At 67.0% G+C, this 20,249-nt stretch carries 15 protein-coding genes; 9 read left to right on the forward strand and 6 right to left on the reverse strand.

The window, feature by feature from the left end:
* Positions 1 to 105: 105 nt before the first annotated feature.
* Positions 106 to 1,425, reverse strand: a complete 1,320-nt coding sequence (locus tag N5J73_RS16215; RefSeq protein WP_049448466.1) for a M20 family metallopeptidase — start codon at positions 1,423 to 1,425, stop codon at positions 106 to 108.
* 188 nt (positions 1,426 to 1,613) lie between these two features.
* Between N5J73_RS16215 and N5J73_RS16220 the strand changes: the two genes are divergently transcribed.
* From N5J73_RS16220 to N5J73_RS16260, 9 genes are all read left to right on the forward strand, one after another.
* On the forward strand, positions 1,614 to 2,858 hold the full coding sequence (locus N5J73_RS16220) for an efflux RND transporter periplasmic adaptor subunit (protein WP_049448397.1): 1,245 nt from the start codon (positions 1,614 to 1,616) through the stop codon (positions 2,856 to 2,858).
* A gap of 74 nt (positions 2,859 to 2,932) precedes the next feature.
* Positions 2,933 to 6,166 (forward strand): efflux RND transporter permease subunit, encoded by a 3,234-nt coding sequence (locus tag N5J73_RS16225; protein WP_049448398.1) that lies wholly within the window; start codon positions 2,933 to 2,935, stop codon positions 6,164 to 6,166.
* A 31-nt stretch (positions 6,167 to 6,197) separates the two neighbouring features.
* Positions 6,198 to 9,320: an efflux RND transporter permease subunit gene (locus tag N5J73_RS16230; protein ID WP_049448400.1), complete on the forward strand. Its 3,123-nt coding sequence runs from the start codon at positions 6,198 to 6,200 to the stop codon at positions 9,318 to 9,320.
* A 192-nt stretch (positions 9,321 to 9,512) separates the two neighbouring features.
* On the forward strand, positions 9,513 to 11,690 hold the full coding sequence (yccS, locus tag N5J73_RS16235; RefSeq protein ID WP_049448401.1) for a YccS family putative transporter: 2,178 nt from the start codon (positions 9,513 to 9,515) through the stop codon (positions 11,688 to 11,690).
* A gap of 141 nt (positions 11,691 to 11,831) precedes the next feature.
* Positions 11,832 to 12,626, forward strand: coding sequence for an SDR family oxidoreductase (locus N5J73_RS16240; RefSeq protein ID WP_049448467.1), 795 nt, complete (start codon positions 11,832 to 11,834; stop codon positions 12,624 to 12,626).
* 97 nt (positions 12,627 to 12,723) lie between these two features.
* The gene (locus N5J73_RS16245) at positions 12,724 to 14,613 is read left to right on the forward strand and encodes an MFS transporter (RefSeq protein WP_049448403.1); all 1,890 of its coding nucleotides are present in this window, start codon (positions 12,724 to 12,726) and stop codon (positions 14,611 to 14,613) included.
* 182 nt (positions 14,614 to 14,795) lie between these two features.
* On the forward strand, positions 14,796 to 15,083 hold the full coding sequence (locus N5J73_RS16250) for a CD225/dispanin family protein (protein ID WP_005419784.1): 288 nt from the start codon (positions 14,796 to 14,798) through the stop codon (positions 15,081 to 15,083).
* Between the two features lie 34 nt (positions 15,084 to 15,117).
* The gene (locus tag N5J73_RS16255; RefSeq protein ID WP_006473644.1) at positions 15,118 to 15,396 is read left to right on the forward strand and encodes a CD225/dispanin family protein; all 279 of its coding nucleotides are present in this window, start codon (positions 15,118 to 15,120) and stop codon (positions 15,394 to 15,396) included.
* A gap of 43 nt (positions 15,397 to 15,439) precedes the next feature.
* The gene (locus tag N5J73_RS16260) at positions 15,440 to 15,865 is read left to right on the forward strand and encodes a DUF2752 domain-containing protein (RefSeq protein ID WP_049448405.1); all 426 of its coding nucleotides are present in this window, start codon (positions 15,440 to 15,442) and stop codon (positions 15,863 to 15,865) included.
* Positions 15,866 to 16,410: 545 nt separating this feature from the next.
* Here the strand turns inward: N5J73_RS16260 and ampE are convergent.
* The 5 genes from ampE to N5J73_RS16285 form a co-directional block, all read right to left on the reverse strand.
* Positions 16,411 to 17,298 (reverse strand): regulatory signaling modulator protein AmpE, encoded by an 888-nt coding sequence (gene ampE / locus N5J73_RS16265; protein WP_049448407.1) that lies wholly within the window; start codon positions 17,296 to 17,298, stop codon positions 16,411 to 16,413.
* 134 nt (positions 17,299 to 17,432) lie between these two features.
* Positions 17,433 to 18,338 carry an NAD(+) diphosphatase gene (nudC, locus tag N5J73_RS16270; protein WP_049448408.1) on the reverse strand — a complete coding sequence of 302 codons (906 nt, stop codon included), beginning with the start codon at positions 18,336 to 18,338 and terminating at the stop codon, positions 17,433 to 17,435.
* Positions 18,339 to 18,498: 160 nt separating this feature from the next.
* Complete coding sequence (erpA, locus tag N5J73_RS16275; protein ID WP_005419789.1) at positions 18,499 to 18,891, reverse strand: iron-sulfur cluster insertion protein ErpA; 393 nt, start codon at positions 18,889 to 18,891, stop codon at positions 18,499 to 18,501.
* A gap of 31 nt (positions 18,892 to 18,922) precedes the next feature.
* Positions 18,923 to 19,387 (reverse strand): polymer-forming cytoskeletal protein, encoded by a 465-nt coding sequence (locus N5J73_RS16280; protein ID WP_049448410.1) that lies wholly within the window; start codon positions 19,385 to 19,387, stop codon positions 18,923 to 18,925.
* A gap of 4 nt (positions 19,388 to 19,391) precedes the next feature.
* Positions 19,392 to 20,135 carry a DUF6776 family protein gene (locus N5J73_RS16285; protein WP_049448412.1) on the reverse strand — a complete coding sequence of 248 codons (744 nt, stop codon included), beginning with the start codon at positions 20,133 to 20,135 and terminating at the stop codon, positions 19,392 to 19,394.
* Positions 20,136 to 20,249 lie beyond the last annotated feature (114 nt).

Consider the following 20,249-nt stretch of genomic DNA (forward strand, 5'->3'; position numbering starts at 1 on the left):
AGGCCCACACCGCCCCGCCCAACCAGCAGAAATCCAGCACCGCTTCTGCCGTTGATGTTGCCGTTGCTTCGGCGGGTGCAGGGCTGCAAGCCCTGCCGGAAACCCTCACCCCGCCGGGGTGCCGGCACCGTGCAGGTAATCCAGGCTCACCTGCAGCAACGCCCTCAACCCGACATCCAGCGCCTTCTCATCCAGCAGGAACTTCGGCGAATGGTTCGCCGGCGCCGTCGCCGGGTCGATGCCCACGCTGGTGGAGCCGACGAAGAAGAACATGCCCGGCACCTCCTTCGCGTACAGCGAGAAATCCTCCGCGCCCATCTGCAGCGGCGGCTCGTAGACGTTGTCCTTGCCCACCACCGCCTGCAGGCTCGGCAGCATCTTCGCGGTCAAGGCCGGGTTGTTCACCGTGGCCGGGTTGCCATCGGCCTCGTAGATCTCGGTCACAGCCTTGGCACCATGCGCGGCGGCGGTGTGCTCGGCCACATTCCGCAGGTCGGCGAAGATCTGTTGGCGCATGCCTTCATCGAAAGTGCGGATGGTGCCGACCATCTCCACTTCATCGGGAATGATGTTGTAGCGGATGCCGCCGTTGATCGCACCGAAGGTCAGCACCGCCGGCTGCTTGGACAGGTTGGCGCGGCGGCTGACGATGGTCTGCGCGGTGCCAACCAGATCGGCAGTGGCGACGATCGGATCAACCCCGTTCCACGGCGCCGAGCCATGCGTCTGGCGGCCGATCACCTTGATGCCGAAACGATCGGACGCCGCCATCAGCGGGCCACCGCGAACGGCGATCTGCCCGGCCTGCACGCTGGAGAACACATGCAGGCCAAACACGGCTTCCGGCTTGAAGTCGGCAAACAGGCCCTCTTTCAGCATCAGCGCAGCGCCGCCCTCCTCCGGTGGCGGTGCACCTTCTTCGGACGGCTGGAAGATCAGCATCACCTGGCCCGGCAGATCCTTCTTCATCGCCACCAGTGCTTCGGCCACGCCCAGCAGCGTGGCGGTGTGCGCGTCGTGGCCGCAGGCGTGCATCACGCCCACGGTCTGCCCGCGGTACTGCGCGGTGGCCTTTGACGCAAACGGCAGGCCGGTCTGCTCGGTCACCGGCAGCGCGTCCATGTCGGCGCGCAGGGCGATCTTCGGCCCCGGCTTGCCGCCCTCGATGATCGCCACCACGCCGTGATGGGCGATGCCGGTCTTCGGCTTCAGTCCCATCGCACGCAGGCGCTTGGCCACCTCGGCCGAGGTGCGCTCCTCGCGGTTGGACAGCTCCGGGTGTTGATGAAAGTCACGGCGCCATTCGACCACCTTGGCCTGCAGGCGCTGCGCGGCAGCGGTCACTTCGGGGCGCTGCCCGTCCTGGGCGTGGGCGAGGGCCGGCAGGGCCAGCAGCAGGGCGGACAGCAGCAGCGAACGGCGCATCGCGATCTCCACAACAAAGGGGGTTCCGGCTGAATGTAGGGCAACACCGCCGCCACGGGAACCTCCGGCGCCGGATCCGGTCTTAGCGCCCGTCCCATCCGTCATGCAGGAAACGTGATGTGGCACAGGTATGCTTTGCGCATTGCCCCCGGCGTCCCGCCCGGTCCAGCCCTCTCGGAGTCCTCGTAATGTCACGTGTTTGGAAGATCGTGCTGCTGGTCGTGGCAGTGCTGGTGCTGGCCGTGGTCGGCCTGCGCGTCGTCGGTGGCGGCAAGGACAAGGCTGGAAAACCCGCAGCGGGTGCGCGCCAGGGCGGTGAAGATCCGGATGCCGGCCCGGTGCCGGTGACCGTGGTCGATGCGACACGCCAGGACGTGCCGGTGTATGCCAGCGCGCTGGGCACGGTGACCGCGATGAATACCGTCACCGTCAGCCCGCAGGTCGGCGGCCAGCTGATGAGCCTGAATTTCCGCGAAGGCCAGGAAGTGAAGCAGGGGGATGTGCTGGCGGTGATCGATCCGCGCACCGCGCAGGCCAGCTATGACCAGGCCGCCGCGGCCAAGCGCCAGAACGAAGCCCTGCTGGCCACCGCGCGCTCCAACTTCCAGCGCTCGAACGCGCCGGAGTATCGCCAGTACGTCGCCAAGACCGATCTTGATACACAGCGAAACCAAGTGGCACAGTACGAAAGCGCAGTCGCGGCGAACGAGGCCAGCATGCGCTCGGCGCAGGTGCAGCTGCAGTACACCAAGGTCACCGCACCGATCTCCGGCATCGCCGGCATCCGTGCGGTCGACGCAGGCAACGTCGTCAACGCCGGCACCGCACTGGTCACCCTGACCCAGATCCATCCAATCCACGTGCTGTTCAACCTGCCCGAGCGCCAGCTCGGCGACGTGCGCCAGGCGCAGGCCGCCGGCACGGTGCCGGTGGCCGCGCTGGACCGTGCCGATTCGCACGTGCTGTCAGGTGATGGCAAGCTCGATGTGGTCGACAACCTGATCAGCGCCGACAGCGGCACGTTCAAGGCGCGCGCGATCTTCGACAACACCGACAACGGCCTGTGGCCGGGCCAGTTCGTCAACGTGCGCATGCAGCTGCGCACGATCGCAGGTGGTGTGGTCATCCCGACCCAGGCGGTGCTGCGTGGCCCGGATGGCGAGTACGTCTACGTCGTGCAGGGCGACAACACGGTAAAGATGCAGACCGTGCGCAGCGGTGTGGAAGTGGGCGACAGCCAGGTGCAGATCGCCGAAGGCCTGAAGGGCGGCGAGCGGGTGGTCAGTGAAGGCCAGTTCCGCCTGAAGCCGGGCAGCAAGGTCAACGCGCTGAAGCCTGGCGAGACCCCGGCCGCGCCGACCGAGGCCGAACTGAAGGCCGCCGAACAGAAGAACGCGGGCGGCGGTGGCCGTCGCGGTGGTGGCCCGCGCTGAGCGCAGGCCACTGATCTCCCTCGCGCCGGCGAACCTGCCGGCGCCGACATTGAAGTGCCAGCAAGGATCAGTCCGTGGGCTTTTCGACGATCTTCATCCGCCGTCCCATCGCCACCTCGCTGTTGATGGCGGGCCTGTTGCTGCTGGGCATCCTGGGTTACCGCAAGCTGCCGGTGTCGGCGCTGCCGGAAATCGATGCGCCCAGCCTGGTGGTCACCACCCAGTACCCTGGCGCCAACGCCACCACCATGGCGTCGCTGGTCACCACGCCGCTGGAACGCCAGTTCGGGCAGATCTCCGGGCTGGAACTGATGACCTCCGACTCGTCGGCCGGGTTGTCGACGATCATCCTGCAGTTCTCGATGGACCGCGACATCGACATCGCCGCACAGGACGTGCAGGCGGCGATCCGCCAGGCCACCCTGCCCTCGTCGCTGCCCTACCAGCCTGTCTACAACCGGGTGAATCCGGCCGACGCAGCCATCGTCACCCTGAAACTGACCTCTGACACGCGCCCGCTGCGCGACGTCAACAATTACGCCGACTCGATCCTGGCCCAGCGTCTGTCGCAGGTGCAGGGCGTGGGCCTGGTCTCGATCGCCGGCAACGTGCGCCCGGCCGTGCGCATCCAGGTCAATCCGGCGCAGCTGTCGAACATGGGCCTGACCCTGGAGCAGCTGCGCAGCGCGCTGACCCAGGCCAACGTCAATGCGCCGAAGGGGTCGTTGAACGGCAAGACCCAGTCCTACAGCATCGGCACCAACGACCAGCTGGCCAGCGCCGCGGAGTATCGCGACACCATCATCAGCTACAAGAACGGCCGCCCGGTGCGACTGTCGGACGTGGCCGAGGTGATCGATGGCGTGGAGAACGATCAGCTGGCCGCCTGGGCCGATGGCAAGCCGGCGGTACTGCTGGAAGTGCGCCGCCAGCCCGGTGCCAACATCGTGCAGACCGTCGAGCGCATCCGCGCGATCCTGCCGCAGCTGCAGGGCGTGCTGCCGGCCGACGTGCACCTGGAAATCTTCAACGACCGCACCGAGACCATCCGCGCCTCGGTGCATGAAGTGCAGTTCACCCTGATCCTCACCATCGGCCTGGTGGTAGCGGTGATCTTCGTGTTCCTGCGCCGGCTGTGGGCCACGATCATTCCCTCGGTGGCGGTGCCGCTGTCGCTGGCCGGCACCTTCGCGGTGATGGCCTTTGCCGGCATGTCGCTGGACAACCTGTCGCTGATGGCGCTGGTGGTGGCCACCGGCTTCGTGGTCGACGATGCGATCGTGATGATCGAGAACATCGTGCGCTACATCGAGCAGGGCAAGAGTGGCAAGGAAGCAGCCGAGATCGGCGCGCGCCAGATCGGCTTCACTGTGCTGTCGCTGACGGTCTCGCTGGTGGCGGTGTTCCTGCCGCTGCTGCTGATGCCTGGCGTCACCGGCCGTCTGTTCCACGAGTTCGCCTGGGTGCTGAGCATCGCCGTGGTGCTGTCGATGCTGATCTCGCTGACGCTCACCCCGATGATGTGCGCCTACCTGCTCAAGCCCGACGCCCTGCCCGAGGGTGAGGACGCGCACGAACGCGCGGCCGCCGCCGGCAAGCAGAACCTGTGGACGCGCACCGTTGGCCTGTACGAGCACAGCCTGGACTGGGTGCTGGGCCACCAGCGACTGACCCTGGTTGTGGCTGGCGCCGCACTGGTGCTGACCGTGCTGCTGTATGTGCTGATTCCCAAGGGCCTGCTGCCCGAGCAGGACACCGGTCTGATCACCGGCGTGGTGCAGGCCGACCAGAACATCGCCTTCCCGCAGATGGAGCAGCGCACCAAGCAGGTCGCCGAAGCGCTGCGCCACGATCCGGATGTGACGGGCGTTTCGGCCTTCATCGGTGCCGGCAGCATGAACCCCACGCTCAACCAGGGCCAGTTGTCGATCGTGCTGAAGGAGCGCAGCCAGCGCGATGGCCTGGACGAGATCCTGCCGCGCCTGCAGAAGGCAGTGGCCGGCATTCCCGGCGTGGCGCTGTACCTGAAGCCGGTGCAGGACGTGACCCTGGATACCCGTGTGGCCGCCACCGAGTACCAGTACTCGCTGTCGGACGTGGATTCGGCAACGGTGGCGACCCAGGCCACGCGCCTGACCGAAGCGCTGCGCAAGCGTCCGGAACTGGCCGACGTGGACAACAACCTGTCCAACCAGGGCCGCGCCCTGGAGCTGAACATCGACCGCGACAAGGCCAGCGTGCTGGGCGTGCCGATGCAGACCATCGACGACACGCTCTACGATGCGTTCGGCCAGCGCCAGATCTCGACCATCTTCACCGAACTCAACCAATACCGCGTGGTACTGGAAGTGGCGCCGGAGTTCCGCACCAGCACGGCGCTGATGGAGCAGTTGGCGGTGGCGTCCAACGGTGCCGGCGCATTGACCGGCACCAACGCCACCAGCTTCGGCCAGGTCACCTCGTCGAACTCGTCGACCGCCACCGGCATCGGCGCGCAGAACACCGGCATCACCGTCGGCGCCGGCAACATCATCCCGCTGTCGGCACTGGCCGAAGGCAAGGTCAGCAGTGCGCCGCTGCTGGTCAGCCACCAGCAGCAGCTGCCGGCGGTGACGGTCTCGTTCAACGTCGCGCCCGGCTATTCGCTGTCCGATGCGGTACGTGCCATCCAGGAAACCAAGGACAGCCTGGACATGCCGGCCCATCTGCATGCCGAATTCATCGGCAAGGCCGCCGAGTTCACCGGCAGCCAGACCGACGTGGTGTGGCTGCTGCTGGCCTCGCTGGTGGTGATCTACATCGTTTTGGGCGTGCTGTACGAGAGCTACATCCACCCGATCACGATCATCTCCACGCTGCCGCCGGCGGGTGTCGGCGCGCTGCTGGCGCTGATGCTGTGCGGCCTGAGCCTGTCGGTGGACGGCATCGTCGGCATCGTGCTGCTGATCGGCATCGTCAAGAAGAACGGCATCATGATGGTGGACTTCGCGATCGAGGCGCGCCGCGCCGGTGCCAACGCGCATGAAGCGATCCGCCGCGCCTGCCTGCTGCGCTTCCGCCCGATCATGATGACCACCGCTGCGGCAATGCTCGGCGCACTGCCGCTGGCGCTGGGCACCGGCATCGGCTCGGAGCTGCGCCGCCCGCTGGGTATCGCCATCGTCGGCGGCCTGCTGCTGTCGCAGCTGGTGACCCTGTACACCACGCCGGTGATCTACCTGTACATGGAACGCTTCTCCGAATGGCTTGCCCGCCGCCGCGAGCAGCGCGCGCTGCGCAACGGTTCGCTGCAGGAGCCGCAGGCATGATCCACGCCCCGCTGCTGCGGTGGGCCGCACGATGAACCTGTCCGGCCCCTTCATCCGCCGCCCGATCGGCACCGCCCTGCTGGCCATCGGCCTGTTCATGGTCGGCCTGATCTGCTACCTGCGCCTGGGCGTATCGGCACTGCCGAACATCGAGATCCCGGTGATCTTCGTGCATGCCAGCCAGTCCGGTGCCGATGCGGCGACCATGGCCTCCACGGTCACCGCACCGCTGGAACGCCATCTCGGCCAGCTGCCGGGCATCGACCGCATGCGCTCGTCGAGCTCGGAAGGCAGCTCGCTGGTGTTCATGATCTTCCAGAGCGGCCACAACATCGATTCGGCCGCACTGGACGTCCAGACGGCGATCAACTCGGCACAGGCCGACCTGCCCTCGGGCATGGGCTCGCCGATGTACCAGAAGGCGAACCCGAACGACGATCCGGTGATCGCCATCGCGTTGACCTCGCAGACGCAGTCGGCCGACGAGCTGTACAACGTCGCAGACTCGCTGCTGGCACAGCGCATCCGCCAGATCAGCGGCGTCGCCTCGGTCGATATCGCCGGTGCGTCGACGCCGGCGGTACGCGTGGACGTCAACCTGCGCCTGATGAACGCACTGGGCCTGACCGCCGATGACCTGCGCAATGCCGTGCGCGCGGCCAACGTGACCTCGCCCACCGGCTTCCTCAGCGATGGCAACACCACCACCGCGATCATCGCCAACGATTCGGTGGCACGCGCCGCCGACTTCGCCGACCTGGTGGTCAAGACCCAGGGCGACGGCCGGGTGATCCGACTGAAGGACATCGCCAACGTCTACGACGGCCAGCAGGACGCCTACCAGGCCGCATGGTTCGACCACAAACCAGCGGTGGTGATGTACGTGTTCACCCGCGCCGGCGCCAACATCGTGGAGACCGTGGACCGGGTCAAGGCGCAGATCCCGACCCTGCGCGATTATCTGCAACCCGGCACCACGATGACGCCGTACTTCGACCGTACGCCAACCATCCGCTCGTCGCTGCATGAGGTGCAGATCACCCTGCTGATCAGCCTGGCGATGGTGGTGCTGACCATGGCGCTGTTCCTGCGCCGGCTGGCACCGACGCTGATCGCTGCGGTGACCGTACCGCTGTCGCTGGCCGGTGCCGCGCTGGTGATGTACGTGATGGGCTTCACCCTGAACAACCTGAGCCTGCTGGCGCTGGTGATCGCGATCGGCTTCGTGGTCGACGATGCGATCGTGGTGATCGAGAACATCATGCGCCACCTCGACGAGGGCATGCCGCGCATGCAGGCGGCGCTGACCGGCGCGCGCGAGATCGGCTTCACCATTGTCTCGATCACCGCCTCGCTGGTGGCGGTGTTCATTCCGCTGCTGTTCGCCAGCGGCATGATGGGCGCGTTCTTCCGCGAGTTCACCGTCACTCTGGTGGCGGCCATCGTGGTCTCGATGATCGTCTCGCTTACGTTGACCCCGGCGCTGTGCAGCCGCTTCCTCAGCGCCCACGACCACAGCGCGCCGCCGTCGCGCTTCGGCCGCTGGCTGGATGCCGGCCACGAGCGCATGCTGCGCATCTACACCGTGTTCCTGGACTTCTCGCTGCGCCACGCGCTGCTGCTGTCGCTGACGCCGCTGATCCTGATCGGCGTCACCATCTTCCTGTTCGGGGCGGTGAAGAAGGGCGCGTTCCCGCCGCAGGACACCGGCCTGATCTGGGGCCGCGCCAACTCCAGTGCCACGGTGTCCTTCGAGGACATGGTCGCCCGCCAGCGCCGCATCACCGACATGCTGATGGCCGACCCGGCGGTGAAAACCGTGGGTGTGCGCCTGGGCAGCGGCCGCCAGGGCTCCAGCGCGCAGTTCAACATCGAGCTGAAGTCGCGCAGCGACGGCCGCCGCGAAACAACCGCGCATGCCTTGGCGCGCCTCAGTGCGAAGGCCGACCGCTACCCTGACCTGCAGCTGCGCCTGCGCGCGATCCAGGATCTGCCCAGCAACGATGGCGGTGGTTCCAGCCAGGGCGCGCAGTACCGCATTTCGCTGCAGGGTAATGATCTGGCCGCACTGCAGGAATGGTTGCCCAAGCTGCAGACAGAGCTGAAGAAGAACCCGAAGCTGCGTGACGTCGGCACCGACGTGGACAATGCAGGCCTGCGCCAGAACATCCAGATCGACCGCGCCAAAGCCGCGCGCCTGGGCATCACGGTCGGCGCCATCGACGGTGCGTTGTACGGTGCGTTCGGCCAGCGCCAGATCTCCACCATCTATTCGGACATCAACCAGTACAGCGTTGTGGTCAATGCGCTGCCTTCGCAGACCGCCACCCCGGCGGCACTGGATGAGGTGTACGTGCGTGCGCGCAACGGCGACATGGTGCCGATCACCGCGGTGGCCACCCAGGTCCCGGGGCTGGCACCGTCTCAGATCACCCACGAAAACCAGTACACGACGATGGACCTCAGCTACAACCTGGCTCCGAACGTGAGCATGGGTGAGGCCAAGGCAATCATCGACGCGACGGTGGCCGGCATGCGCATGCCCGGCGACATCCGCCTGGCCGACGACGCGGGCTTCGGCTTCAACTCCGATCCCAGCGACATGCTGATCCTGGTGTTCGCCGCGATCCTGACCGTGTACCTGGTGCTGGGCATGCTCTACGAGAGCCTGATCCATCCGGTCACCATCCTGTCCACACTGCCGGCGGCGGGCGTCGGTGCGTTGCTGGCGTTGTTTGGCACCAACACCGAGCTGTCGGTGATCTCGATGATCGCGCTGGTACTGCTGATCGGCATCGTCAAGAAGAACGCGATCATGATGATCGACTTCGCGCTGGTCGCGCAGCGCGAGCATGGCCTGGCACCACGCGATGCTGCGCGCGAGGCCAGCATCGTGCGCTTCCGCCCGATCATGATGACCACGATGGTGGCGATCCTGGCGGCGGTGCCGCTGGCGATCGGCCTGGGTGAAGGGTCCGAACTGCGTCGCCCGCTGGGCATCGCGATGATCGGCGGCCTGCTGTTCTCGCAGAGCCTGACCCTGCTCAGCACGCCGGCGCTGTACGTGATCTTCTCCTGCCTGGCCGAGCGCTGGCGGGCGCGTCGCGCGCGCAAGCGCGAAGCGAAGCTGCTCAAGCGCGCACAGCGGGCGTAGAAGGGCCCATCCACGCATGGCGTGGTTCTACGGGTAGAGCCGGCCGCTGGCCGGCTTTCTCCTTATCGCGAATCTGCCGGCCAGCGGCCGGCACTACCGTGGGTGCGGACGGTGGGTGCAGACCGTTGGTCCGCACTCCATATTTCACGCGCAGCCCGCAATAATGGTGGAAGACCCTTCCACCGAGCCTGCATGTCCGCCCGCGAATCCCGCCTCAGCCGTCTCTGGGCCCACGAAAAGGCCAGTTACGGCCTGCGTGTGTTCATCGCCCTGACCGCAGCGCTTGCCGTGTGCTGGCAGCTGGATGCGCTCACCGCCCTGCCCGGCGTGTTCCTCGGCATCATCGCCAGCGCCATCGCCGAGACCGATGACAACTGGTGGGGCCGTACCAAGGCGGTACTGCTGTCGCTGCTGTGCTTCTGCCTCGCCGCCGCCTCGGTGATCTGGCTGTTCCCCTGGCCATGGATCTTCATCGGTGCGCTGGCGCTGTCCACGTTCGGGCTGACCCTGCTGGGTGCGCTCGGCGAGCGCTATGCGTCGATCGCCCAGGCCACGGTGACGCTGGCGATCTACACCATGATCGGGCTGGAGCAGCATGGCGCCAGCGACCTGCACAGCGCGCTGGACGCGGTCAGCCATCTGCTGGCCGGTGCGGTCTGGTACGGCCTGCTGTCGATCCTGTGGACCGCACTGTTCGCCAACCGTCCGGTTCGCGAACGCGTGGCGCGCCTGTACGTTGAACTGGGCCGCTACCTGCAGTTGAAGGCAACACTGTTCGAGCCGGTGCGCGAGGCTGACCTGCAACGTCGCCAGCTCGACCTGGCCGAGCAGAACCGGCGCGTGGTCGGTGCATTGAACGAGGCCAAGGCCGCGATTCTCGCCCGCTTCGGCCGCTCCGGCCGGCCCGGCGTGAACTCCGGCCTTTACCTGCGCCTCTATTACATGGCACAGGATTTCCACGAGCGCGCCAGCTCCTCGCATTACCCGTACGGTGCGCTGGTCGACGCCTTCTTCCACAGCGATGTGCTGTACCGCTGCCAGCGCCTGCTCGACCTGCAGGGCCAGGCCTGCGCGCGGCTGGGCGAGGCGATCCGCCTGCGCCGTCCGTTCGTGTATGGCGAAAGCAACCAGCAGGCCGGACGCGACCTGGCCGATGCGCTGGCCTACCTGCGCGACCAGCAACGGCCGCAGTGGCAGCGACTGCTTGGCTCGCTGGACCTGCTGGTGCACAACCTGCGCAGCATCGAGCGCCGCCTGCTGGATGCGGAGCGCTCCGAAGCCAGCCTGGACAACGTCGATACGCGCCTGCGCGACAGCAACCCGCACACCCTGAGCGAGATGGGCGTGCGCGTCCGCCAGCAGCTCACGCCCGGATCGGTCCTGTTCCGCCACGGCCTGCGCATGGCATTGGCGCTGATCGCCGGTTTCGCGGCAATCCGCCTGTTCAATGCCCAGAACGGCTCATGGGTGCTGCTGACCATCGTGTTCGTGTGCCGCCCCAACTTCGGTGCCACCCGCCAGCGCCTGGCGCAACGTATCGTCGGCACCGTGGCCGGCCTGGTACTGACCTGGGCGCTGCTGCAGCTGTTCCCGCAACTGCACGTACAACTGCTCATCGCGCTGCTGTCGGCGCTGTTGTTCTTCTTCACCCGCACCGACCGCTATCTGGTGGCGTCGGCGGCGATCACGGTGATGGCCCTGACCTGCTTCAACCTGATCGGCGATGGCTTCGTGCTGATCGTGCCGCGCATGGTCGATACGCTGCTGGGCTGCGCGATCGCCGCCGCCGCCGCGTTCCTGATCCTGCCCGACTGGCAGGGCCGCCAGCTGCACCTGGTGCTGGCGCGCGTGCTGGACACCGCCGCGCGCTACCTGGATTCGGTGCTGGGCCAGTACCGCAGTGGCATGCGTGATGACCTGGCCTACCGCATCGCCCGCCGCGACATGCACAACGCCGATGCCGCGCTGTCCACCGCGCTGTCGAACATGCTGCGCGAGCCGGGCCACGTGCGCCGCAACCTCGATGCCGGTTTCCATTTCCTGGCGTTGTCCAACATGCTGCTCGGCCATCTTTCGGCGCTGGGTGCGCACCGCGACCAGGTGGACAGTTACGCCGGCGATCCGCTGGCGCTGGCCGCCGGTGAGCGCGTACGCAAGGCGCTGCAGCAGCTGGCCTCGGCCCTGACCGCACGGCAACCGGTCAGTGAGGACGACAACGACGCCGACCGCGCGGTGGCGGCCGAGCTGGAGCAGATCGACGAGGCGATGCCGCCGAAGCTGCAGCTGATCCGCACGCAGATGGCGCTGGTGCTGCGGATGCTGCCGAAGGTGCGGGCCGCGGCCAATGAGGCGGTGCGCAGCCTGACCTGATCCCGATCGCTGAATCAGGCATTTCATCCACGCACGGGGTGGATCTACTGCGCCGTGTGCAACGGCGCGTTGCGCCTGGCGCTGCAGTTCGATCACGCCGCCACGCGGATACTGGGCAATCCCCCGCTCCGAATCATCGTCATGAAAATCGAACTCAGTGGCCGCACCGCGCTGGTCACCGCCTCCACCGCCGGCATCGGCCTGGCGATCGCCCAGGGCTTGGCCAGCGCAGGTGCGCGGGTCATTCTCAATGGCCGCAGCACCGACAGTGTCGAACGGGCCCGCCAGCGCCTGCTCGCCGCCGTTCCGGGTGCCGAGGTGATCGGCGTCGCCGCCGACCTCTCCGATGCGGCCGGCGTGGACACGCTGCTGGCGGGCCTTCCCCAGGTCGACATCCTGGTCAACAACGCCGGCATATTCGGCCCCGAGGACTTCTTCGAGACCGACGATGCCACCTGGGAGCGCTACTGGCAGACCAACGTGATGTCCGGCGTGCGCCTGTCACGGGCACTGCTGCCGGCGATGGTCGATGCCGGCTGGGGCCGCGTGCTGTTCATCTCCTCCGAATCGGCCCGCAACATTCCCGCTGACATGATCCATTACGGGGTCAGCAAGACCGCGCAGCTGTCGCTGTCGCGCGGCCTGGCCAAGCGAGTGGCCGGCAGCGGCGTCACCGTCAACGCAGTGCTGCCCGGCCCGACCCTGTCCGACGGCTTCGCGGCGATGTTCGAAGATGAACGCCAGCGCAGCGGCAAGCCACTGGAGCAGATCGGCCGCGAGTTCGTGATGACGCACCGGCCGTCTTCGGTGATCCAGCGCACCGCCACGGTCGAGGAAGTGGCCAACATGGTGGTGTACCTGGCCTCGCCGCAGGCTTCCGCCACCTCCGGTGCGGCACTACGGGTGGATGGCGGCGTGGTCGACGATATCGTCTGAGACCTTTCAACGTGTGCGGACCAACGGTCCGCACCCACAGGTCCGCACCCACAGCAGATGGGAAGGAATGCTAGGCTGCGCCGGTCAAGGAGGCCCCATGTCCGGTCACAACCAGTTCGCCCTGCTGCGCCAGCGCCGTTTCCTGCCGTTCTTCGTCGTGCAGGCGCTCGGTGCGTTCAACGACAACGTGTACCGGCAGGCGATCATCAGCATGTTGCTGTTCATGGCCGTGCCAGAGGAAGAACTGGGGCTGTATGCCACGCTGGCGCCGGCCATCTTCATCCTGCCGTACTTCCTGTTCTCGGCATTGGCCGGGCAGATCGCCGACAAACTGGAAAAGTCGCGGCTGATCGTGATCACCACCACCATGGAGATCGTGATCATGTCGCTGGCGGCCACCGGCTTCCTCACCCAGAGCCTGCCGGTGCTGCTGGTCGCCCTGTTCTGCACTGGCATGCAATCCACGCTGTTCGGCCCGGTGAAGTACTCGGTGCTGCCCTCGGTGCTCAAGCCCGAAGAGCTGACCGGCGGCAACGGTCTGGTTGAAATGGGCACTTCAATGTCGATCCTGTCCGGCATGATCGTCGGCGGACTGGTGTTCACCGTGGCCGGCAGCCACGGCACGGTGGTGGCGGCCTGCGCGATCATCGGCCTGGCGATCTGCGGCAACGTCGCCGCGCGCCTGATTCCCAAGGTCGACGCCGGCGACCCGGACCTGAAAATCAACTGGAACCCGCTGCCGGAATCGCTGGCGGTGCTGCGCATGGCGCGCCAGCAGAAGGCAGTGCGCAATTCAATCCTGGGCGTATCCTGGTTCTGGTTCGTCGGCACCGTGCTGACCTCGCAGCTGCCGGCCTATGCGGTGACCAACCTCGGCGGCGAACCGACCCTGTACATCTTCGCGCTGGCCCTGTTCTCGGTCGGCACCGGCGTTGGCTCGCTGCTGTGCGAGAAGCTATCGGCGCGCACGGTGGAGATCGGCCTGGTGCCGCTGGGTGCATTCGGCATGACCGCGTTCCTGCTCGACCTGTACTTCGCCCGCAGCGGCGAGGCGACGGTGCACGGGCTGACCATCGGCACCTTCCTGCAGCAGCCCGGCAGCATCCGCATCGTCATCGACCTGATCGGCATCGGTCTGTTCACCGGCATCTTCGTGGTGCCGCTGTTCGCTCTGATCCAGAGCCGCACACCGAAGGCGCAGATTTCGCGCGTGTTCGCCGCACTGAACATCCAGAACTCCGGCTTCATCGTCGGCGCAGCCCTGTTGTCACTGGCCGCGCACAAGCTGCTGCACTGGAGCATCCCGCAGCAGTTCCTGGCGCTGGCCATCGCCAACGCACTGGTGGCGATCTACATCTTCACCATCGTCCCCGAATTCCTGATGCGCTTCCTCAGCTGGCTGATGGTGCGCACGCTGTACCGGCTGCGCCCACACGGCATCGAGGCCAACGTGCCCGACGAGGGCGCCGCGTTGCTGGTCTGCAACCATGTCAGCTACATGGACGCACTGATCCTGTCGGCGACGATTCCGCGCCCGGTGCGCTTCGTCATGTACTACAGGATCTTCAACATCCCGGTGATGCGCTGGATCTTCCGTACCGCCAAGGCGATCCCGATCGCCGGTGCGCGCGAAGACCCGGCGCTGATGCAGCGCGCGTTCGACGAGATCGACGCCGCGCTGGCCGAAGGCGAGCTGGTCTGCATTTTCCCGGAAGGCGCGCTGACCAAGGATGGCGCGATGGCGCCGTTCAAGTCCGGTGTCGAGAAGATCCTCGAACGGCGGCCGGTGCCGGTAGTGCCGATGGCGCTGCGCGGCATGTGGTCCAGCATGTGGAGCCGCCGCGACAGCCGCCTTGGCCGCATGCGCGTGCCGCGCCGTTTCCGCGCCACCGTCGAGGTGGTGGCGGCACCGGCCGTGGATGGCCACAGCACCAGTGCCCCGGTGCTGGAGGCCCAGGTGCGGGCCCTGCGCGGCGATCACGCCTGACGGACCCGGCCCGCCAGGCGGGCCCGGCAGCCTCCCTCGCATAGGCCACCGTCCGGTGACGTACGCGACATGTCTTGACTGTAAACGCATACATGCAACGTTGGTTGCGGTAGATTACGCACCCACAGGGGGGAGGTCCGGCCGATACATCACGGCTGGCCACCAAGGAATGGAGTCTTGCTTTGAATCAGCCACCACCGCTCAGCCGTCCGGTTTACATCCCCAACCATCTGGTCTGGGCGATCCTGACGACGCTGTTCTGCTGCCTGCCGTTGGGCGTGGTGTCGATCGTCTATGCCTCCCAGGTCGATGGCCGCCGCGCGGCCGGCGACCTGCCGGGGGCCTACAGTGCGTCGCGCAAGGCGGGCTGGTGGGCGGTGGCTTCGGCCGTGGCCCTGCCGGTCCTGTTGCTGTTGTGGTTCGGGCTGTTCGGCGGCTTGGCCGTACTGGGCGCTCTTTCCGACCAATGATTTACCACCACCACCCATCAAGGAGCTTGAACCCATGAATACTGCGACTCCGCAGGTCCCGAACAACCTGGTCTGGGCGATCCTGACCACCCTGTTCTGCTGCCTGCCGGCCGGCATCGTGTCGATCGTCTACGCCGCCCAGGTCAACGGCAAGCTGGCCGCTGGCGACATCGCCGGCGCCCAGGATTCGGCCGCCAAGGCCAAGAAGTGGGCCATCTGGTCCGCCATCGCCTGGGTCGTCGTGGTCGTGCTGTACGTGCTGTTCTTCGTTGTGCTCGGCGGCATGGGCGCGATGAGCAACAGCGGCTACTGATACGCCTGGACGGATCCGGCGCCTGCGCCGGGTCCGTTGTCGCATGTCCGCGCTTCCCGCTCGTTCCCGACTCGCCCGATGGGCGCCGCTGCTGGTTTCTGCCGGCCTGGCCGTGGGTGCCGCGGTGGTCCTGCGCAACGTCAATCCGTATGTCGCCGGCAATCCACTGCCGAGCTGCCCGCTGTACGCCCTGACCGGCCTGTACTGCCCGGGCTGTGGCAGCACGCGCTGCCTGTATTCCCTGGTCCACTTCGACCTGCCCGGCGCGATGGCGATGAACCCGCTGCTGGTCATCAGCCTGCCGTTCCTGTTGCTGATGCTGCTGAACATCGCCGGCATCCGCCCACGCGTGCTCGATCCGCTGATGCGGGTGCTGGCCAATCCTGTGTTCTGGCTCTGGGTACTGCCCGGGTATGCGCTGCTGCGCAACCTGCCGTGGGCACCGTTCACTGCACTGGCACCGATCTAGGTTTCCAGCCAACGGCGCAGCCCCTCGTGGTGGGCGGCGTTTGAAGGCAGAAGCCTTGGGGTTGGCCGGGCGGGACGGGTTTGCGGGGGATGCCGTGAATCCGTCCGTGGAGGCTTGGCCGCGGCTTGCTCGTGTGCGCTGTCCTGCGCACACGGCAAGACCGGGGTTGAGCCTCCTGCCCAACCCGCCCGAGGCATGCCTCGGGCCCATGCCGCGGACACCCCCGCAAACCCATCCCGCCCGGCCACGGACAGTTTCCGTGTGCGTCCACCACGGAAAAGAAAATGAAGATCAAAAGCGGATCGCGGCGCTCGCTCGGAGCCGAGCATGGCTCGGCTCTACAGAACGTCAGTGCGCGGAAAACTGTCGAAGGCGGGGTGGGTCGGATAGCGGGGGTGTGAGCCGCATGGATGCGGCGACCAAGCCTCCATGGACGGATTCACGGCGTCCCCCGCCATCCGACCCACCCCGCCAACCCGCAGCAATCCTGCCGTTGCTGTTGCTGTCGACTCTGCAGGTGCAGGGCTGCAAGCCCTGCAAAGCAACTACGTCACCCAGCCTGCAATCACCAGCAGGGCGAGGATCGCCAGCCACAGCAGCAGCATCCGCCACACCAGGCTCATCGCATCGCGCAGGTCCGGCAGGCGCTGCCACACCGGCAGCAATCCGGCCTCGGTGTAATCGTGCGCGTCCTCGCGCAGCTCGGCGTTGACGCTGGCCCGCGCCACCGCGCCGAGAAAACCGATGCCACCGGCCAGGCGTTCGCCATGGGCCTGGCGCCAGGCCTTCCACGCTGTATCGAAATTGCCCACCAGCGCCATCGAAAACGCCATCAGCTGCGCCACCGGCCACTCGATCCAGCCCAGCAGGCGCTGTGCCAGCGCAAGCGGCTCCACCGGCACGCGTGCGCGCATGGGGCTTTTCGCCATCAATGCCAACAGGCGATAGCCCAGCGCACCGACCGGGCCCAGCAGCAGGAACCAGAACAGCACCGCGAACCAGCGCCGCAGCGCGTTGAACACCGTTGCTTCCACCAGCGACGGCACATCCTCGCGCAGGCTGCCACCGGCCGCCTGCAGGTTGCGCACCGCTGCCTGCCGCGTCGCTGCATCATCGGCGTCGATGATCGCTTCGATATCGCGATCCAGGTCGCGCGGTCCCCAACACCAGGCCAGCACCGCCACGCCCAGCAACAGCGACGGCAGGCCGAACAGCACCCCGCGCAGCAACCACGCCAGCAGCGCCATCAGCAGCAGCGGCGGCAGCAGCGCCAGCGCCACCCCTACCGGTCCCTGCCAAGCCTTGCCACCGCGCGCATCCAGCCAGCCCAGCCATCGCCGGAAGCCGTCGAAACGGCGCAGCGAGGCGGCAGCGGCCGGGGCTACATGGCCCAGGGCCAGTGCCACCAGCACGGCGGCCAGAGTGGTGAACATGGCAGGTCTCCCTACGAAACAGAACGCTCGGCGTCGCTACCTTACCTGTCGCAGCAACGCCCTCCGCGGTGACCGGCACTGTAACCCGGGCCGTGTTCAGGTGGCGGCAATACAGGCGCCGCCGCCGGCCAGGCTCAGCCCTTCTGCTGCCGGTACCAGTGTTCGATCAGCCCGCGCGAAATCGAGATCGGCGGTGACAGGCGGATGCCCTGGCCATCGTCCTCGACATCGCGGGCCAGCGCCGCGCCAACCTCGTCGGCACTGAACCAGCGCGCGTCTTCCAGCTCACCGTCCACGGTCGGCAGGTCGTCCTGCGCCTGGGCACGGAAGCCGACCATCAGCGCGCCCGGGAACGGCCACGGCTGCGAGCCGAGGTACTGGCAGGCGGTCACGCGTACCTTGCTTTCCTCATGCACTTCGCGCACCACGGTCTGCTCGAAGGTCTCGCCGGGTTCGACGAAACCGGCCAGCACCGAGTAACGACGCGGTGCCCAGTTCGACTGCCGGCCCAGCAGCAGCCGGCCCTGGTTTTCCACGGCGACGATCACGGCGGGATCGACCCGCGGGTAGTGCTCGGTGGAACACTGCGCGCAACGGCCGACGAAGCCGCCACGGGCAAATGCCACAGCACCACCGCACACGCCGCAGAAGCGGGTGCGCGAATGCCAGTAGGACATGCCCCGGGCATAGCTGAAGGCGGTCGCATCGGCCATCGACCACAGCAGGGCGGCCTGGCGCAGGTCGAGGCGGCGCGGAGCGGTGACGGTGACATTGGTGGCTTCGACCGAGAACCAGGCCTGCTCGCCACGCAGGCCGAGGAAGATCGCGGCCCCCGGGCCACCACCGATGTCGGCGCCGGTCAGCGCCAGCGGCTGGTCGTCATCGCCAGTGAAGGCGCTGCCGTCCTGATCGAGCACGAGAATGCGCGCGCCCGGCCACAGGCGCGCCAGTGCATCGGCATCTTCGCGCAGGGCATCGGCGCGCTCCAACGGTTCACCAACGAAGGCGAAACCGGAAAGCGGCGAAGGAGTATTGGGCATCCGCCAAGCGTGCCGCCAATCGATGCGGGTGGCAAGGTCGGCGCTGTGCGCAATCTGCTGTTGTGGGCATGGAGGCACAGAGCATCCACGCATGGCGTGGATCTACTGATCCGCTCTGGTAGGTGCCAACCGTGGTTGGCACATCCTGGCCACAGGGCTCTTACATGCTGAAGCTGCTGCCGCAGCCGCAGGTGGTCTTCGCGTTCGGGTTGCGGATCACGAACTGGGCACCGGTCAGGCTCTCGGTGTAGTCCACCTCGGCGCCCATCAGGTACTGCAGGCTCAGCGGGTCGACCAGCAGGGTCACCCCGCTGGTCTGTACCGCCAGGTCATCCTCGGCGCGGTTCTCGTCGAACTCGAACCCGTACTGGAAGCCCGAACAGCCACCGCCTTCGATATACACGCGCAGGGCCAAGTCGGGGTTGCCCTCTTCCTGGATCAGGGATTTGACCTTGGCGGCCGCCGACTCGGTGAAGTTCAGCGGGCGCTCCAGCGACTGGTAATCGGGCGCGGCAACCGGGGTGGCGCCGGGCAGGGAGACTAGCGTGCTCATGCCGTCAGCATGGGGGTGCCGACGATGGCTTTCAAGCCATCGCCTCGGCCAGCTTGCGGCGTGCGGCGGTGTCACCCTTGCTGCCATTGGCCTCATCGCCTTCCGGGGCCGGCAGGGCAGCCATCGGGGCGCTGGCATGGATCAGGCGGCCGTTCAGCTGGGCGCCCGCATTCATCTCCACCACCTGGTAGTGGACGTTGCCATTGACCCGTGCGCTCGGGGTCAGCTCGACCTTCTCGGTGGCGTGCACGTCGCCGTCCAGGCGGCCACTGATGACCACCACCTGGGCGCGGATCTCGCCCTCGATCACGCCATGCTCGGCGACCGTCAGGGTCGCACCACTGGCGCCTTCGGCGGCGATCACCTTGCCGTGGATGCGGCCTTCCACATACAGGCCCCCACTGAATTCCACATCACCCCGGATCACCACCTGGTTGCCGATCAGGGCATCCACCACCAGCTGGCCTTCACGGTTGGATTTGCTGCTTCCGAACATCTGCCTACTCCCCTTTGGCGGCCGGCGCACCGGCCTGTTTCCAGTCGAATACCTGGGTGGTACCCCCCGTACCACTCCCCAATGTCACCCGCACGCGTTGCGGGGTGAAGTCAGCCGGCAGCATCACGCTGCCGGTGAGCTGCTGGAAGTACCGGAACGAGTAATCCTGTCCCGGTACCTTGCTGCGCTGGTGCAGATCATCCCAACTGATCGTGGCCAGCTTGCCGTTCTTGACGCCTTCCACGGTGAAACGCATCTGCCCCTGGCTGATGGCGCCGCGGTTGAGGTTCTGGGTCAGCACGGCGGTGTACTGCCAGGTGCCGGCCGTTTCCGGGCTGAACTCGATCGAATGGGTATTCAGGCCCTTGCGCTGGCTGGTGGAGCCCACCAGTCGCTCATAGAAGGCGACGTCGGCGCGCAGGCCGGCGATCTCTTCATCGCGCTCGGCCAGCGAGGATTGCACCTCGGTGTTGGCGGCGCGGCTGATGCGGTCGGAGGCTTCCAGCGTGGCCTGCTTCTGGCGCAGTTCGGTCAGCTGCGCCTGCAGCGTCTCGGCGCGCTTCTCGGCGGCCTGCAGGCGCTGGCCCTGGGCGTCGCGCGGCGTGGCCATCCAGCAGCCACCCAGCACCGCCAGCACCAGGCTGAGCAGCCAGATGCCGCCGATCACCAGCAGGCGGCGACGGTCGGCCGGCGGTTGCGGCGCGCCGGGCAGGCGGACCTGCACGCGCATGGGAGGACGGTTGGTCATGGGTGGTTTCCGGGGCATCGCGAGGGCGACACCGATACGGCCCCTGTGGCAAACGACGGGCTAGTGTATGACAGGACGGGTGGGTTTCCTGCGCAATGGCGAGCCACCGTCTGT

The sequence above is a fragment of the Stenotrophomonas sp. GD03654 genome (assembly GCF_029845105.1).
Lineage (GTDB): Bacteria > Pseudomonadota > Gammaproteobacteria > Xanthomonadales > Xanthomonadaceae > Stenotrophomonas > Stenotrophomonas africana.